The sequence below is a fragment of the Micromonospora sp. CCTCC AA 2012012 genome, from assembly GCF_040499845.1.
In the GTDB taxonomy this organism is placed as follows: Bacteria; Actinomycetota; Actinomycetes; order Mycobacteriales; family Micromonosporaceae; genus Micromonospora; species Micromonospora mangrovi.
In genome coordinates, this window is record NZ_CP159342.1 from 2,116,289 (window position 1) to 2,132,870 (window position 16,582).

At 71.7% G+C, this 16,582-nt stretch carries 13 protein-coding genes; 4 read left to right on the plus strand and 9 right to left on the minus strand.

Going from position 1 to position 16,582, the window contains the following annotated elements:
* The 5 genes from ABUL08_RS09480 to ABUL08_RS09500 all read right to left on the minus strand — a co-directional run bounded on the left by ABUL08_RS09480 (position 1) and on the right by ABUL08_RS09500 (position 7,549).
* Complete coding sequence (locus ABUL08_RS09480; RefSeq protein ID WP_350936550.1) at positions 1-1,089, minus strand: enolase C-terminal domain-like protein; 1,089 nt, start codon at positions 1,087-1,089, stop codon at positions 1-3.
* A complete protein-coding gene (locus ABUL08_RS09485; protein ID WP_350936552.1) occupies positions 1,086-4,163 on the minus strand; it encodes an FAD-binding and (Fe-S)-binding domain-containing protein in 3,078 nt (1,025 codons plus the stop codon). Before ABUL08_RS09485 ends, ABUL08_RS09480 begins: the two co-directional genes overlap by 4 nt.
* Positions 4,160-5,926: a thiamine pyrophosphate-binding protein gene (locus ABUL08_RS09490; RefSeq protein ID WP_350936554.1), complete on the minus strand. Its 1,767-nt coding sequence runs from the start codon at positions 5,924-5,926 to the stop codon at positions 4,160-4,162. Before ABUL08_RS09490 ends, ABUL08_RS09485 begins: the two co-directional genes overlap by 4 nt.
* A 575-nt stretch (positions 5,927-6,501) precedes the next feature.
* Entirely contained in the window at positions 6,502-6,684 is a 183-nt protein-coding gene (locus ABUL08_RS09495) for a hypothetical protein (protein WP_350936555.1), read from the minus strand.
* 196 nt (positions 6,685-6,880) lie between these two features.
* Positions 6,881-7,549: an MOSC domain-containing protein gene (locus tag ABUL08_RS09500; protein ID WP_350936557.1), complete on the minus strand. Its 669-nt coding sequence runs from the start codon at positions 7,547-7,549 to the stop codon at positions 6,881-6,883.
* Positions 7,550-7,730: 181 nt separating this feature from the next.
* On the opposite strand from ABUL08_RS09500, the gene ABUL08_RS09505 reads away from it, so the two are divergent.
* The gene (locus ABUL08_RS09505) at positions 7,731-8,921 is read left to right on the plus strand and encodes a GH12 family glycosyl hydrolase domain-containing protein (RefSeq protein WP_350936559.1); all 1,191 of its coding nucleotides are present in this window, start codon (positions 7,731-7,733) and stop codon (positions 8,919-8,921) included.
* Positions 8,922-8,972: 51 nt separating this feature from the next.
* Here the strand turns inward: ABUL08_RS09505 and ABUL08_RS09510 are convergent, their stop codons facing one another.
* The gene (locus ABUL08_RS09510) at positions 8,973-10,022 is read right to left on the minus strand and encodes a PQQ-binding-like beta-propeller repeat protein (RefSeq protein WP_350936561.1); all 1,050 of its coding nucleotides are present in this window, start codon (positions 10,020-10,022) and stop codon (positions 8,973-8,975) included.
* A 160-nt stretch (positions 10,023-10,182) separates the two neighbouring features.
* Between ABUL08_RS09510 and ABUL08_RS09515 the strand changes: the two genes are divergently transcribed.
* Complete coding sequence (locus tag ABUL08_RS09515; RefSeq protein WP_350936563.1) at positions 10,183-10,752, plus strand: NADAR family protein; 570 nt, start codon at positions 10,183-10,185, stop codon at positions 10,750-10,752.
* 349 nt (positions 10,753-11,101) lie between these two features.
* On the plus strand, positions 11,102-12,103 hold the full coding sequence (locus ABUL08_RS09520; protein ID WP_350936565.1) for a hypothetical protein: 1,002 nt from the start codon (positions 11,102-11,104) through the stop codon (positions 12,101-12,103).
* 119 nt (positions 12,104-12,222) lie between these two features.
* Here the strand turns inward: ABUL08_RS09520 and ABUL08_RS09525 are convergent, their stop codons facing one another.
* On the minus strand, positions 12,223-13,152 hold the full coding sequence (locus ABUL08_RS09525; RefSeq protein WP_350936567.1) for a helix-turn-helix transcriptional regulator: 930 nt from the start codon (positions 13,150-13,152) through the stop codon (positions 12,223-12,225).
* Between the two features lie 114 nt (positions 13,153-13,266).
* Between ABUL08_RS09525 and ABUL08_RS09530 the strand changes: the two genes are divergently transcribed.
* The gene (locus ABUL08_RS09530) at positions 13,267-14,007 is read left to right on the plus strand and encodes a class I SAM-dependent methyltransferase (protein ID WP_350936569.1); all 741 of its coding nucleotides are present in this window, start codon (positions 13,267-13,269) and stop codon (positions 14,005-14,007) included.
* A gap of 161 nt (positions 14,008-14,168) precedes the next feature.
* Here ABUL08_RS09530 and ABUL08_RS09535 read toward each other — a convergent pair whose 3' ends face one another.
* Together ABUL08_RS09535 and ABUL08_RS09540 are read right to left on the minus strand one after the other, a co-directional pair.
* On the minus strand, positions 14,169-14,627 hold the full coding sequence (locus ABUL08_RS09535) for a hypothetical protein (protein WP_350936571.1): 459 nt from the start codon (positions 14,625-14,627) through the stop codon (positions 14,169-14,171).
* A gap of 158 nt (positions 14,628-14,785) precedes the next feature.
* Positions 14,786-16,486 (minus strand): glycosyl hydrolase family 18 protein, encoded by a 1,701-nt coding sequence (locus ABUL08_RS09540; RefSeq protein WP_350936574.1) that lies wholly within the window; start codon positions 16,484-16,486, stop codon positions 14,786-14,788.
* Positions 16,487-16,582: the final 96 nt, after the last annotated feature.

A 16,582-nucleotide genomic window follows, 5' to 3' on the forward strand; every position in this document is an offset into this window, starting at 1 on the left:
TCAGGCCACCCGGTACTGCTGCGCACGGTCGGCCCGGAACTCCACTCCGTTGCCGGGGCGGTCCAGCGGCACCGGTGCGTCGCCGCCGGTGGCCGGTGCGACGCCGTCGAAGAGCATCGACTCGATCCGGACGTGGTCGTGGAACCACTCCAGGTGTCGCAGGTTGGGCGTGGCGGCGGCCACGGCGAGGTGCTGGTGCGGGGCGCAGTGCCCGGACACCTGCAGGCCGGCGGCGTCGGCCACCGCCGCGGCGCGCAGGAACTCGCTGATCCCGCCGCAGCGGGTGACGTCGATCTGGAGACAGTCGACGTACGGGGCCATCCGGTGGAAGTAGACCAGGTCGAAGCCGTACTCCCCCGCGGTCACGTCGGGCGCGACGTGGTCGCGGACCAGGCCGAGGCCGGGCAGGTCGTCGGAGCTGACCGGCTCCTCGTACCAGCGCACGTCCAGGTCGGCGGCGGCGTGCGCGACCCGGATCGCCTGCTTGCGCTGGTAGCCGCCGTTGGCGTCGACGTAGAGCTCGGCGTCGGCGCCGATGGTGCGTCGCGCGGCCGCCATCCGGTCCAGGTCCCGCCGCACCTCGGTGCCGCAGGACTCGCCGATCTTGATCTTCACGCGGGGAATGCCCTCCTCGTGCACCCAGCGGGCGAGCTGTCGGTGCTGACGGGCGTCGTCGTAGGTGGTGAAGCCGCCGCTGCCGTAGACCGGCACCTGCCGACGGGCGGTGCCGAGCAGTCGGGCCAGCGGCAGGTCGTGCCGACGGGCCTTGAGGTCCCACAGGGCGCAGTCGGCGGCGGAGAGCGCGAGGCCGGCGACGCCCGGCCGTCCGGCGTTGCGCAGCCGGCGCTGCATGCTTCTCCAGGCCGCCGGCAGGTCGTCCGGGTCCCGCTCGGCGACCACCGGTGCGAGCAGGTCCGCCACCACCGCCACCACGGCCGTCGGCCCGTACGTCCAGCCGGTTCCGGTGTGCCCGTCGGCGTGGGCCCGGACCAGCACCAGGGTGGTGCTGGTCCAGCCCAGGGTGCCGTCCCCCTCCGGGGCGTCGGTGGGCACCTGGTACGCCTCGGCGGTGAGCCGGATGCGGGTCATCGCCGCCTCCGGCGGACCAGCGCGGCCAGCGGGGCGAGCGCGGCCACCCCGACCAGACCGGCCGCCGCCCAGCGTGAGATCACCGAGGGCGGCCGGGGCCGGTCACCCCAGCTCTGCTCCGGCCGGTGGGGCACGGTGTCGTGGTGCAGGCCGGCGCGCAGCAGTTCGGCCAGGTGGAGCGCGGTGCGCCCACCGACGGCGCTCTGTTCGACCTGGGTACGGCAGCTGAACCCGTCGGCGAGGAGCACGTCGGTGTCGGCGGCGTCCCGGACGGCGGGCAGCAGCACCCGCTCCGCGCACGCCTCGGAGACCTCGTAGTGGCCCTGCTCGAAGCCGAAGTTGCCGGCCAGCCCGCAGCAGCCCGAGTCGAGGAACTCCGCGTCGACCCCGGCCGCGGCCAGGACGGCCTGGTCGGCGGCGGTGCCGAGGATCGCGTGGTGGTGGCAGTGAGTCTGGATCAGCGCGTGCGCCGGGATGCGGGGCGGTCGCCAACCGGGGCTGTGGTCGTGCAACAACTCGGCGAGGGTGACCGTCTGCTCCCGTAGCCGGGTGACGTCGTCGTCGGCCGGGAACAGCTCGTGCGCATCGCTGCGGAACACCGCCGTACAGCTCGGTTCCAGCCCCACGATCGGGGTCCCGGCGCGCAGGTACGGACGCAGGGTGTCCACGGTGCGGCGCAGCACCCGCTTGGCGACGTCGAGCTGACCGGTGGAGATCCACGTCAGTCCACAGCACACCGGACGGTCGGGGACGACCACCCGCCAGCCGGCCGCCTCCAGCACCTCCACCGCCGCTCGGGCCACACCCGGGTGGAAGTGGTTGGTGAAGGTGTCCGGCCAGAGGACCACCTCACCCCGGGCGCCGTCCCCGGTCGGCGGGCGGCGGGCGAACCAGTGCTGGAACGACTCCGGTGCGAAGACGGGGACGTCCCGGCGCTGGTCGATCCCACCGATGGTCTTGGCCAGGCGGCCGAGCCCGGGGGCGTGCGCGAGGGCGTTGACCGTGCGGGGCACGCGCGCGGCGACGGCGGCCAGCACCGGCAGCCAACCCATCGAGTAGTGCGAGCGGGGCCGCAGCCGGCCGGCGTAGTGGTGGGACAGGAACTCCGCCTTGTACGTGGCCATGTCCACGTTGACCGGGCAGTCCGCCTTGCAGCCCTTGCACGCCAGACAGAGGTCCAGCGCGTCGCGTACCGCGTGCGAGCGCCAGCCGTCGCCGATCGTGCCGCCGCGGGCGGTGCCGTCGAGCATCTCGAACAGCAGCCGCGAGCGGCCCCGGGTGGAGTGCTCCTCCTCCCGGGTGACCATGTACGAGGGGCACATCACGCCCCCGGAGTGGCGGCGGCACTTGCCGACCCCCACACAGCGCAGCACCGCCTCCCCGAAGCTTCCCCCGTCGTCCGGGTAGTGGAAGACCGTCGACACGTCACCGTGGTCGTAGTCCACGCCCAGGCGCAGCTGGCTGTCCAGGGGGTACGGCGGCGACACCTTGCCGGGGTTCATCCGATCGTCCGGGTCGAAGATGGCCTTGAGCTGGCCGAACGCACGTACCAGGCGGGCGCCGTACATCTTGGGCAGCACCTCGCCGCGGGCCTGCCCGTCGCCGTGCTCACCGGAGAACGACCCACCGTAGGAGGCGACCAGGTCGGCCGCCCGTTCCAGGAAGGCCCGGAACTGGCGGACCCCGCCGGCGGTACGCAGCCGGAACGGGATGCGGCTGTGCACGCAGCCCTGGCCGAAGTGCCCGTAGACCGACGCCTTCTCGAAGTCGAACTCCCGGTAGAGGCGGTCCAGGTCGCGCAGGTAGTCACCGAGCCTGTCCGGTGCGACGGCGGCGTCCTCCCAGCCCGGCCCGCTGTTCTTGTAGTCCGGCACGTGGGCGGTGGCGCCCAGCGCCGCGTCGCGTACCTCCCACATCCGTCGTTCGTCGGCCGGGTCGGTGAACCGGTGCACGGTGGGCCCACCGTCGCGGCGTACGTGGGCGACGAACCGGTCGGCGGCCTCCTTCGCCGCCTCGGGGGTGTCGGCGCCGAGCTGGACCATCAGCCAGGCGCCCCCGTCGGGCAGCTTGTGCAGCGCCGCCGGGTGCAGGTCCTTGCGCCGCTCGAAGTTGATCAGCTTGTCGTCGATGCCCTCCAGCGCGATCGGGTCGTGGGTGAGCACCCGCGGCACGTCGTCGCCGGCCGAGGCGATGTCGGGATAGCTGAGGAACACCAGGGCGGACGCCTTCACCACCGGCACCAGCTTCAACCGGGCGCGCAGGATGGTGACCAGGGTGCCCTCGGAGCCGACCAGGACCTGCGCGACGTGGAAGTTCTTCTCCGGCAGCAAGCCGTCGAGGTTGTAGCCGGAGACCCGGCGCGGGATGTCCGGGTAGCGGGTGCGGATGTCGGCCAGGTACTCGTCGCGCAGCGCGCGCAGCTGCCGGTAGAGCCGCGCCTTGCGGCCACCGTCGCGCTGGATGCGGGCGTACTCCTCGTCGGTGGTCTCCCCCACCCACATCCGGGTGCCGTCGTAGAGCAGCACCTCCAGCTCGACGATGTTGTCGACCGTCTTGCCGGTGCGCTGGGCGGTGGCCCCGCAGGAGTTGTTGCCCAGCATCCCGCCGAGGGTGCAGTGGTTGTGGGTGGCCGGCCGGGGTCCGAACTCCAGGCCGGTCGGCTTGAGCTGCGCGTTCAGCTCGTCGAGGACGATGCCCGGTTCGACGAGGCAGGTCCGGTTGTCGGCGTCGACCTCCAGCAGCCGGTGGCAGTACTTCGACCAGTCCAGGATCACGGCGGTGTTGGTGCACTCGCCGGCGAGGCTGGTGCCACCGCCCCGGGAGGTCAGCGGCGCGTGGTGCCGGCGGCAGACCGCCACCGCGGCCACCGCCGCGTCCACCGTCCGGGGCACCACCACCCCGAGCGGGATCTGCCGGTAGTTGGAGGCGTCGGTGGAGTACGCGGCGCGGGAACCTGCGTCGAAGCGGATCTCACCGTCCACCTCGGCACGCAGGTCGGCGGCGAGCGCCGCGAGGTCGACGTCGTGCGCGGGTTCCGGTGGGCGCAGGACCGGGTCGGGCAGCAGCTCGGTCATGACCGCAGCTCGTTGATCTTGTCGCGGGCGACGGTCGCGAGGGTGGCGACCTTGTGCGGCTGCCCACGCAGGAACGCCTCGGTGAAGTGTTTCGCCTGGTCATATTTGACCTTGCCGGGCATCGGCGGTTCGTTCGGGTTGACGTCGCAGTCCACCAGCGCCGGACCCGGGTGCGCGAGGGCCTCCCGGATCGCCCCCGGCACCGCCTTCGCGTCGGTGACCTTGACCCCGAAGGCGCCGCAGCCGCGCGCCCAGGTGGAGAAGTCGGCCTCCGGCTGGCGGTGCCGCACCGCGTACTCCGGGTAGCCGAGGACGATCTGTTCCCAGAGGATCTGCCCGTACGAGTTGTTGTTGTTGACCACCACCTTGATCGGCAACTCGTGTCGTACGGCGGTGAGGAACTCGGCCATCAACATCGCGAAGCCGCCGTCACCGACGTACGCGATCACCTGCCGGCCCGGGTGGGCGTGCTGCATGGCGATCGCGTACGGCAGGCCGGGCGCCATGGTGGCCAGGTTGCCGGACAGATAGAACTCGCGGTCGCCGCGGATCGTCCAGTGCCGCGCCGACCAGGTGGCGATGGTGCCGGAGTCGCAGGTGAGGATCGCGTCGTCGGCGGCGGCCTCATCGAGGCAGCCCATCAGGTACTGCGGCGCGATCGGGGACCGCTCCGGGTCCACCAGGCTGCTCATCTCCGACCGCCAGTCGTTCATCCTGCCCTGGTACTTCTCCAGGAACGCCCGGTCCGGGGTGGGGCCGAGCAGCGGCAGCAGGTCCCGCAGCGCCAGCCGGGCGTCCGCGCAGACCGGCGCCTCGACCGGCAACCGCATGCCGATCAGGCTCGGGTCGACGTCGATCTGCACCACCTTCGCCTGCCCCGGCGACGGCAGGTACTTCCCGTACGGGAAGGACGTGCCGACCATCAGCAGCGTGTCGCACTCCTCCATCAGCTCCTCGCTCGGCGCGGTGCCGAGCAGACCGAGACCGCCGGTGGTGAGCGGGTGGTCGTCGGGCACCACCAGCTTGCCCGGCAGCGTCTTCACGATCGGACTGGCGAGGGCGTCGGCCACCGCGAGCACCTCCTCGCGGGCGCCGCGGGCGCCCACCCCCACCAGCATGGCGACCTTGCGGCCGGCCGTGAGCACCTCGGCGGCCTTCGCCAGCTCCCGTGGGTCCGGCGGCAGCTGCGGGTACGACATCAGCGCTGCGCTCATCGGCGGCTCGCCCGGACTGACGTGCCGGTACGGGTCCTCGGAGGCGAGCGCGACCTGCAGGTCGTTGGGGAAGCTCAGGTGGGCGACGGTCCGCTTGGACAGGGCGTTGCGGATGGCGATGTCGACCACGCCGGGCATCTGCTGCGGGTTGGTGACCATGAGGTTGTACGCGGCGACGTCCTGGTAGAGCTGGGTGGTGTGCACCTCCTGCTGGTAGTTCTGGCCGAGCACCGAGGTCTCCTGCATGCCGGTGATCGCCAGCACCGGCACGTGGTCCAGCTTGGCGTCGTACAGCCCGTTGAGCAGGTGGATCGCACCCGGCCCGGAGGTGGCGACGCAGACACCGAGCCGACCGGTGGCCTTGGCGTAGCCGGTGGCCATGAAGGCCGCCGCCTCCTCGTGGTGCACCAGCACGAACCGCAGCTTCTCCCGCTGCCGCCGGAAGCCCTCCATCAGGCCGTTGATGCCGTCGCCGGGCAGGCCGAACACGGTGTCGACCCCCCACTCCACCAGCCGTCGGGCCAGGGTCTCGCCCACGATCTCCTGCACGTCGTCCTCCTCGTTCCGGGGCTCGTCCGCCCTGACCGGGCCACCGGCCGGGCCCGGCACCGCCGCCACCGGATACCGGACACGGCGGCCGAGGGCGGACGAAGCGGCGCCTACCCGACCCTCGCACGGGCAGACCACACTGGGCGGGCAATCCGCGCAGCTGCGACCGGGGAGTCATCCGCCCTGCTCACGAGGCAGCACCGACAGCCGCCCCCGGCCCTCCGACCCGGCCGGGTGGACCTGGACGGCGGCCACGAAGTCGTCCGCGGACAACTCGGCCAAGGCACGACGGCCACCCTCCGTCCCCGCCGCCGGACCGCTGCGGGGCACCGCGCGGCCACCGGTCCGGCCTCGGGTCGGGGGCGTCCACGCGCGGCGTGGTGGCTCTCCGTCGCCGGGCTGGCGGTCCTGGTGGCGACGGTGGCCCCGGCCGCCGCGCCCGACTCACCCGACGGGCTGCCGGTGCTGGACCTGGCCGAGCGGACCAGGCGGCCCGCCGAGGCTGCGCCGGTTACCCGCCGTCGTGCCCGCACGCCCGGCCGCCGCGGAGATCCGCCGGTTGCTGGCTGCTCGGCTCAGGAGTGACGCCGGGAGCGGGCCACCAGATAGCCGAGGAGCAGACCGACGGCCAGCGTGACCATCGCGCGGGGAGCGACGGCCGAGCGGAGCTTGCCGAGGCCCGCCTTCGGGTCGACCACACTTCCGGCAACGTCACCGGCCGCACCGACCGCCACGTCGCCCAGCTCACCGAAGTTCATGCCCGTGCCGCCCTTTCGTCCGGTGCCCGCCGGCGTACCCGGCCGACCGGTGACGAAACGCCTCAGCCGGCGGGGCCGGAGAAGACCCGCTCCGGCACGAGCCGACGTCGCCGGCCTGCGCGGCTGCGGTGTGCACGCTGCGAGCGCACCGGAGGCTCGGCGATGAGGACCAGATCGGGTACGGCGCAGGCTGCTGTCACCGGCCAGTGCCGCGGGGAAGCCGCTCCGTCAGGGTCTCGCGGAGGTCGTCCGGCAGCCCTTCGATCTCGAGCAGCCCGGGCAGCAGCTCCGGCTCGGTCAGGTACGCCCGGAACGCCTGCGCGATCGTCACCCCGTGTGCCGGTCGGTCCTCCACGGTCACCGGATCACCGGCCCACACCTCACCCGGCTCCAGCACCCGCAGGTACGCACCGGGCCGATTCGCCCGGGTGAAGGTCTTCACCCAGCGCGGCTCGCCCATCTTGTGCTGGAACGTGCTGCACGGGATGCGGCCGAACGTCGGCTGGAGCACCAGTCGTGGACCGATGCGCCACCGCTCGCCGATGACCGCGCCATTGACGTCCACGTCCTCGGTGGTCAGGTTCTCGCCGAAGAGCCCGTTGGCGAGCCGGCGGCTCAGCCGCGCCTGCCACCAGTCGTAGTCCTCCCGCGCGTACGCGTACACCGCCTGGTCGTCGCCGCCGTGGTTCGCGATGTCGAAGATCCGGTCACCGACCAGGCCGCTGTGCAGCCCGGTCGTCTTCGGCCCGGGTGCCCGGACGTGGACCAGGTGGTCGACCGGCCGTTTGTTGATGCCGGTGACACCCACGTCCTTGGTGGGGTTGGGCTCCGGCACCGCCAGGTTGACCGAGACAATCTTGGACATGGCGGGCACCCTATCCGGTCCCGCCGCCGCACGGCACGCGAATTTCCGCCCTCCGGCAGGGCGGATCCCGGGAAAGTTCGGCGGCAGATCTTCACGGCCGTGTTTCGCCGTGGTTACATCGACGAACCTCAGTGGAGCGCTCCCAGCACGGTGGAGCGCCAGGAACGAGGCGGAGGACCCCATGAATCTCCGACGGGCGTGGGCCGCGGCACTCCTCGTCGCGGCGGCCGCGCTGGTCGCCCCGACGGTCGGCACGGCTCCCGCACACGCCGACACGCTGATCTGCGACCAGTTCGGCTCGACCACCATCGGCAGCAGGTACATCGTGATGAACAACCGCTGGGGCACCAGCGCCCAGCAGTGCATCAACGTCACCGCCACCGGCTTCCAGATCACCCGCCAGGACGGCGTCGCACCGACCAACGGCGCGCCCGTGTCGTACCCGGCGATCTACGTGGGCTGCCACTACACCGCCTGCTCCCCCGGCACGAACCTGCCCCGGCAGGTCAGCCAGATCGGCAGCGCGCCCTCGTCGATCTCCTACACCTACGTCGGCGGCACCTACGACGCCGCGTACGACATCTGGCTCGACCCGACCCCGAAGACCAACGGGGTCAACCAGATGGAGATCATGATCTGGTTCAACCGGCAGGGGTCGATCAGCCCCATCGGCAGCCCGGTCGGCAACGCCACCGTCGGCGGGAGGACCTGGCAGGTCTGGAAGGGCTGGAACGGCGGCAACGACGTCGTCTCGTACGTCGCCCCGTCACCGGTCGGCAGCTGGTCGTTCGACGTGATGAACTTCGTCAACGACGTCGACGCCCGCACCCAGGTCGACGGCTCCTGGTACCTGACCAGCATCCAGGCCGGCTTCGAACCGTGGAACGGTGGCGCCGGCCTCGCGGTCAACAGCTTCTCCGCCGGCGTCAACGCCGGCACGAACGGCGGCGGCACCGGCGGGGGCACCGGCGGCGGCGGGCAGGACATCGTCGGTCAGGGCAGCGGCCGGTGCCTCGACATCGCCGGCAACCCGGGCACCGACGGCACACCGGTGCAGCTGTGGGACTGCTGGGGCGGCACCAACCAGAAGTGGACCCGCACCGGCAGCACCTTCGTCAACCCCGCCACCGGCAAGTGCCTCGACGTCGCCAGCGGCTCCACCGCCAACGGCGCCCGCGTGCAGCTGTGGACGTGCAACGGCACCGGCGCCCAGAACTGGCAGGTCAACGCCAACGGCACCATCACCAACCCGCAGTCCGGCAAGTGCCTGGACGCGGCCGGTCAGGGCACCGCCAACGGCACCGGGATCCAGATCTACGCCTGCTACGGCGGCGGCGGCACCCAGTCCAACCAGGTCTGGTCGCTGCGCTGAACACCGGGGGCGCCCCGTTCTCGCGGGGCGCCCCGTCGCCGGCCCGGATCGTCACCGCGTCGGATCGAGCGGCGGAACCGTCCACCGGGCGACCCCGCCTCCGGCGCCGATCGACAACCACGACCCGTCGCCGAGCAGCGTCGGAGTCTCGGTCGCCGCGATCCGGAGCTGCGTCAGCGGCCGACCGGTGGCGACATCGACGAGGAAGTGCCGGTACTCCTCCATGTCCCCGGTGTCGTCGATGAGGACCATGGCCCGTGCGTCGTCCACGTAGCCACCGTGGTAACCGAAGCGCGCCAGCTCCTCGACCTCGGGATCGTCGTCCGTCCGGACCGGGACGACGGGCGGGCCGAACGCGTCCAGGGTGACCGACAACCGACGCTGACCCTCCGGGAAGGACCAGAAGCTGATCTCGTCCTCCTCGTGGTTCAGCGTCATGAACGACCGACCGTCCGGGGCCAGCGCCGCACAGCCCTGGTCGTGCCACGGATACTCCTCGACCACCAGTCGGTCGCCCTCCACGCCGCCCCGGAACAGGTACAGCCCGTCCTGGCCCTCGCCCAGATCGAGGATCACCTGCCGGCCGTCCGGGTGCATCGCGTGCGCCGCGCCCTGCCCGACCGTCGGCAGGGTGGTCCCGGCGAGGAGCGAGCCGTCGGCCGGGTCCAGGACCCACCACCGGTCCGCACCCCGGCCGAGCATCGCATCCGGCAGGTACAGCCACAGCTGACGGCCGTCGAGCGAGAACGCGCAGTCGGCCCGGGCGTAGGACGAGCGGGCGGGCTCGTCGAGCGCGATCCGCCACCGTACGGTGCCGTCGGCCAGCACACAGGCGACCTCGGTCGGCGTGACGTGGACCGCCGAGTTGCCGTCCGGAGCCACATCGCCGCTGGACTGCCTGGTCCAGCCGGCGATCGGGAACGTCGCGTACGTTCCGAGTGCGCCACCGTCGGCGAGCGGAGCGCAGTCCAGGACGTGCGCGGTGCCGTCGCCGATCCACCGGACCCGCCGCGTGGTGTCGGGAGCCGGCGGGACGGTCCCCGGCGCGGAAGCCGACGGCGACGCGACGTCGGCGAGGAGCTGCGGCTGACTGATCATCACGGGCGCTCAACCTAGTCGCTCGGGGGCCGAGGAGTACGGGGGACTCCCTTCGACGGACGCAGGTCCAGGGGTCGCGCGGGCCTTGCCGGGCCGGCTGGGGACACGGGCTGCCGGCAAACGCGATGGCGCGCGGTCATGCGGATCTGGCACTCTGCGGAACGTGCCCGACACCGCCGCCCCACCGTCCAGCCGCTCCGAACTGCAGGCGCTCGCCGCTACGGGCGCACGGATCTCATACCTGTTCTTCTGGGGGCACCAGCCCCAGCCGGACGGCGGCGTCGGGCCGGGTTGCCTGAGCCAGTGGTGGCCGGCCCCGTTCGTGGTGGACGGGATCCGGTACGCCACCGCCGAGCACTACATGATGATCGGCAAGGCACGCCTGTTCGGGGACGAAGCGGTTGCCGAGCAGATGCTCACCGCGCCGGACCCGCGTGCCGTCAAGGCGCTGGGCCGGCAGGTCCGCGACTTCGACCAGGCCACCTGGGAGGCGCGCTGCTTCGACGTGGTCGTCGCCGGGAACGTCGCGAAGTTCCGCCAGCACCCCGACCTCGGGCAGTACCTGTCCCGCACGCAGGACCGCGTGCTGGTGGAAGCCAGCCCGCTCGATCGGGTGTGGGGCATCGGCCTGAGCGCCACGGACCCGCGCGCACACGACCCGGCCCACTGGCGCGGCCAGAACCTCCTCGGTTTCGCGCTGATGCGGGTCCGCGCCCAGCTCGCCACCGGGTGAACCGCAAGGTTCGGATCCACCAGGCACGGCTGGGCGCCGAACAGTTGCCACACCCTGTTCCTGGCCGGCAACGCGGTCGCGTTCCGGCGCAGCGCCCGGTACGTCCTCGACACGGCGCTCCGGCGACCCGCCCTCGGCCACTGTCGGCTCGGATCGACCGCCGCGTCGGGCACGGATCGGGCACGGCTGGGCTGTCCTCGCGATGCGGCTTCACCGCCGGGGACACCGCCGCAACCCGACCAGTTGTAGATTGACGTTCATGCCAATTGACGTACCTCGTCGGGTCGCGAAGAGTCGCCTGAATCCACGTCTCCACCGGCAACTGAACATCTCCGCGCTGGTCGGCGTCGTGGCCGCGGTCGTCATGTCGCAGACGTTCACCGCGAACGCCGCCGCTGCGTCCGGTCGGCCCGCACCGGGTGGCGCCGGTGCCGTCTCCACGACGCCGGTGGACAAGGACTTCACCGCGGACGGGATCCCGGACCTGCTGACGGTGGGCGGAACCACCGGTCTCGCCTCCGGTGTCTGGCTGGCGGCCGGCCTACCGGCGAAGAAGCCCTCTACCGGTAGCGGCCAGGTCGGCCTGCCACCGGTGAACATCGGCGCGCGCGGCAACGTCGTCTCCGGTGACACCTCGCCGTCCGACTTCGACGGCGCCCAGGTGATCGCCGGACCGTTCGCCGGCCCCACCGACAAAGACGTGCTCGTCTACTACCCCACGGGCTTCAGCGCCGGCATGGGCTTGATCCTCACCGTCGGCAGCGACGGCATCCTCGGCAACCCCGAGTGGACGATGCCCGCAGGCACCTTCACCGACATCAACGGTGACAACCCGCTGCAGTTGGCCGCCGCGCAGGGCACCGCGCGGTACGGATACGGCCTACCGGACCTCATCGGTACCGCCGGAAATCCGTCCACCGGCTACCACCTGAGCTTTTACCAGAACGTGGGCGGTACTGGCGGCTACCCGATGAGCGACATCCTCTCGAACGCCACCCCGACCGGAGACATGAACTGGGCGCAGTGGACAATTGCCACCACTGAGCTGGCCTCGGGTACCGCGATGTTCCTGTGGAACTCCTCGACCGGGGCGCTGTATCTGTGGGAGGGCCTCACCTTCACCGACAACGGCGACATGACCGGATCGGTCGGGTACACGCAATACCTGATCTCCAGGAGCTGGAACGCCGGCGTGGCCCTCTCCACCCTGGAAGCGGCCGATATCAACGGGGATGGCGTACCGGACATCTGGGCGGTCACGCCCAGCGGGACCGTCACCGCATATCTGATCGCTCGGCTGTCCTCCACCGGATCCGCCCAGATCCGGGCCGGCTCGCCGCAGACCCTCTGACAGCGAAGCGCGCGAAGAAGGCGTCCGTCGAGGTGTCGCGCGCCGGGGCTCGGCGAGGACCCGGCAGCGGCGCGGTCGGTCCGGCCGGGCTCGGCGTCGAGGGTGCGGACGATCCGCTGTCATGACGATGATCGCTGGCCGCGGCGCCACCGTTGCGGAGTGATGCCGTAGCGGCCGCGGAACCGGCGGACGAGGTAGGTGGCGTCGCGCAGGCCGGTCCGGGCGGCCACCACGTCGAGCGGCAGGTCGGTCTCGCGCAGCATTCGCCGGACCTCGGTCATGCGTCGTTCGGTGATCCATTCGAGCAGGGGACGGCCGGTGCGCCGACGGAGCACGGTCGTGAGGTGGCCGGGGGTGTAACCGAGCGTACGGGCGACGTCAGCGGCCGACACCGGTTCGCGGAACGTCGCCTCGATCTCGGCGAAGACCCGCTCGACGAGTGGGTCCGGCGCGACCGGAACGCTGGGTGCCAGTCGCGCGGCCGCGACCAGGAGCCGGGTGAGCAGCGCGGCGATGGCTTCCCCGGCGCCGAGACGGCCGGGGTCGGCGAGTTCCTCGGCGAGGTCCGTCATCCATGCCGACCAGTTGGCCCGGTCGGCCTCGGGGATCCGCCCGTGCCCCGCGTGGGAGGCGAACAGGGCGAGGAGGGGATGGTGCGTCCAGGCCAGCGGGGAGACCGCGGTCAGGGCGGGGACGGCGTCGGGTGTGAACGCCACCGACCAGGCGCGGCAGCGGGCGAGCGCGGTCGCGACGCCGATGACCTGCCCGGGCGACACGGCGTGCACCTCGCCGGGCCGCAACGGCCGTTCGGCGCCGTCGACGGTGAACGTACCCGTGCCCTCCTGCACATGGACGAGGACGAGGAAGTCGTGGGCGTGCCGGTGGTCCGGCGGGAGGCTGAGGTGGGCGGCGTCGGTGTCCAGGCGGGTCACCGAGACCGGCGGCAGGCCGGGGCGCTGCCGGTAGCGGTAGACCGGTGTCCCGTCGGGCCGTACCGCGCGCAGCCCCGGCGCGGCCGGCAGCGAGTCACTGGCCAAAGGATGTCCCATGGTTCCCACGTTAAATCCTGCTCGGTGACCGCAGAACATCCCAGACTGGAGACGACACCGGCTCCGTCACGGTTCACCGGGGCAGACCCGCCACCGCCGGCACAGGAGGCATCCATGGCAGCTTCGACCCCCGTACGCATCCTCGACCAGCGATCCGCGCAGGAGCGGGACCGCCCGTTCCTGCCGGGCGCGGGAAAGACCTGGCTTCTCCCGTTCTACGACGCCTTCAGCCGGGTGGCCGGCGTCCGCGCTCTGCACGAGCGTGCCGTCGGGCTCGCCGGCATCGCGCCCGACCAGGCGGTGGTCGATGTCGGTTGCGGCACGGGCAACCTGTCGTTCGCCGTGCTCGCGGCCCAGCCGACCGCGCGGGTGACCGGCCTCGACCCCGACGGGGACGCGCTGCGCAGGGCAGCGCGCAAGGCGCGTCGCCGCGGTGTCGCTCTCACCCTGGTGCAGGGGTACGCCGACCGGCTCCCCGCCGAGGACGCGTCGCTGGACCACGTGGTCTTGTCACTGGCCCTGCACCACGTCGACGACGGGGGCCGGGTCGCGTTCGCGCGTGACGCGCTGCGCGCCCTGCGGCCGGGCGGGAGGGTCACGGTCGTCGACTTCGGCGGTCCGGCTGCCACGGTCGAGGGCGCCGGGCACGCGACACACCGTCATGGCCATTCTCTCCGGCGTCTGACCCGCGTGCGCTCGCGGGTGGCGCACAGTCCAGCCGTGGCCCGTGACGACGGCGAGGGCCTCGTCACGCTCCTCGCTGACGCCGGGTTCGGTGACGCCCGGGAGGTCGCGCACGTCGATCACAGGTTCGGTCGGGTGACGTTCGTGCAGGCGACTCGTCCCTCGAGCTGAACCTGGTGGGGGTGCCGGCCGGACCGCAGGTTCTCCCGGCCGGACATCTCCTGCCTGAGGTGGTTGGCCCGGCTGGGCATGGGCCCCCGGAACCGGGGGCCCATGCCGCTGGCGAGGCGGTCTCACCGCCGCGGCAGCACGCCTGCGCGCAGCCCGGCAGGTCAGCCGCAGTTGCCCCAGCTGTCCCGGCCGGCGCTCTGCCAGTTGGTGCCGTACAGGACCTCGCCGCTGTACATCACGCACTTGTCGACGGCGGAACGCTGGATCGCCGCGTAGTACTTGTAGCTGCCGGACTGGTAGACCCACGATCCGCCGTAGACGCGGATCCCGGCGGAGACGCCGGTCGCCGAGCCGACGGAGACGGTCTTCAGGGTCGCGACGCAGTTGTACCCGGTGGCGCTGTTGTACATCAGGTAGACGTCGCCCACCTTCGTGCCGCCCGGCGTGGAGATGGTCCGGTGCCCGTCGCTGGCGTAGGCCCACGACCCACCGAAGTCGTTGTTACAGGCCTGAGCCGCGGTGAACGGGTTCGTCGCCGCCCTTGCGGGCGAGGCGAACGCCACCGTACCCACCACGACGGCGATGATCGAGACGGCCAGTTGTCGCGCTGATCCACGCATACGGTCTCCCTCCACTGAAAGGATGATCATCCTATCTGGACGACGTCCGGCGTTCGGAGCCGCGCTGCCGGCCGTGAGCCTTGAGGTCGAGGCGCACGGCGGGGAGGGACCGGTGCGTGGTCCCTCCCCGCCGTGTGGGTGGTGCGTCGGCGCTCGGCTCAGCCGAGTCCGCCCTTGATGGCGCCGATCAGCTCACCGTTGCTGGTGTCACCGGAGAGCTCCCAGAAGAAGGCGCCACCGAGGCCCTGGTTCTTCGCGTACGTCATCTTGCCGCCGATGGTGGCCGGGGTGTCGTAGCTCCACCAGTTGCTGCCGCACTTCGCGTACGCGGTGCCGGCGACGGTGCCGGTGGCCGGGCAGCTGTTCTTGAGCACCTTGTAGTCCTCGATGCCCTGCTCGTACGTGCCGGGGGCGGGGCCGGTCGCGGTGCCACCCGGGGCGTCCTGGGTCACCCCGGTCCAGCCCCGACCGTAGAAGCCGATGCCGAGCAGCAGCTTGTCGGCGGGGACGCCCTTGGCCTTCAACTTCTGGATCGCCGCATCCGAGTAGAAGCCCTGCTGCGGGATGCCGGTGTACGAGGACAGCGGCGAGTGCGGCGCCGTCGGACCCTGCGCCGCCCAGGCACCGAAGAAGTCGTACGTCATCGGCATGTACCAGTTGACGTACGGAGCTGCTGCGGCGTAGTCCGTCGCGTCCAGCTTGCCGCCGTTGCTGCCGTCCGCGGCAAGCGCCGCGGTGACCAGCGCCGAGGAGCCGAACTTGCTCCGCAGCGCGCTCATCACGTTCCTGAAGGCGTTCGGGCCGCTGGTGTCGCACTGGAGGCCGCAGGCGTTCGGGTACTCCCAGTCGATGTCGATGCCGTCGAAGACGCCGGCCCAACGCGGGTCGTTCACCAGGTTGTAGCAGGACTCGGCGAAGGCAGCCGGGTTCTGCGCGGCCTGGGTGAAGCCGGCCGACCAGGTCCAACCACCGAACGACCAGATCACCTTCAGGTGCGGGTACATCTTCTTGAGCTTGCGGAGCTGGTTGAAGTTGCCGCGCAGCGGCTGGTCCCAGGTGTCGGCCACCCCGTCGACGCTGTCCGCCGCGGTGTACGCCTTGCTGATCGCGGCATCGGAGTCACCCAGGGAGCACTTCCCACCGGCGGTGTTGCCGAACGCGTACATGAGGTGGGTCATCTTCGCCGCCGATCCACTCGTCGCGACGTTCTTGACGTAGTACTTGCGGGCGTAGACGCCCCACTCCGCGAAGTACCCGACTACCTTCTTGCCGCCGGTGGACGGTGGCGGAGGGGGTGTCGCGGTCGCAGTGGGCGATGCCGTCGGCGTGCTGGTGGGTGACGCGGTGGGCGACGGCGGGGACGATCTGGTGGGTGTGACGGTTGGCGAGGTGCTCGGAGCGGCCGTCGGGGTGCTGCCGCCGCCTCCACCACACGGTGCGCCGTTGATGGTGCAGTTCAGCGGCGCCTTGAATGCTCCGGTGCCGTTGTAGCCCCAGTTCACCTTGGCGCCGGCGGCAATCGGGCTGGCCCAACTCTTCTTCACCGCGACGTAGTGGTTACCGCTACTGGTCACATCGGCGTCCCAGAAGCTGCTGATCGTGGTACCGGCCGGGAGATCGAACTCGAGGCGCCAGGTGGTGACGGAGTCGTTGGTGCCGTTGGCGATGGTTACCTTCGCCTCATGGCCGTTGCCCCAGTCCTGTGCCGCGACGAACGTGGCGCTCATCGCGCCGCCGTCGGTGCCGGTGATGCTCGCGACGAGGTCGGTGGCGCCGAAGGCGGAGGCCGCCGGAATCGCCGCGGCGGTCAGTGCGACCACGGCGCCGGCCCAGAGCGAGCGGCGGAGTGATCTCTTCATGGGGTTCCTTCCCGTTGTACGTGCCTAACCGGTGGGCGGTACGGGAGCGCGTCGACGTGCATCTGGTCGGAGGCTCGTCCGGTGCGCTCCCGTACC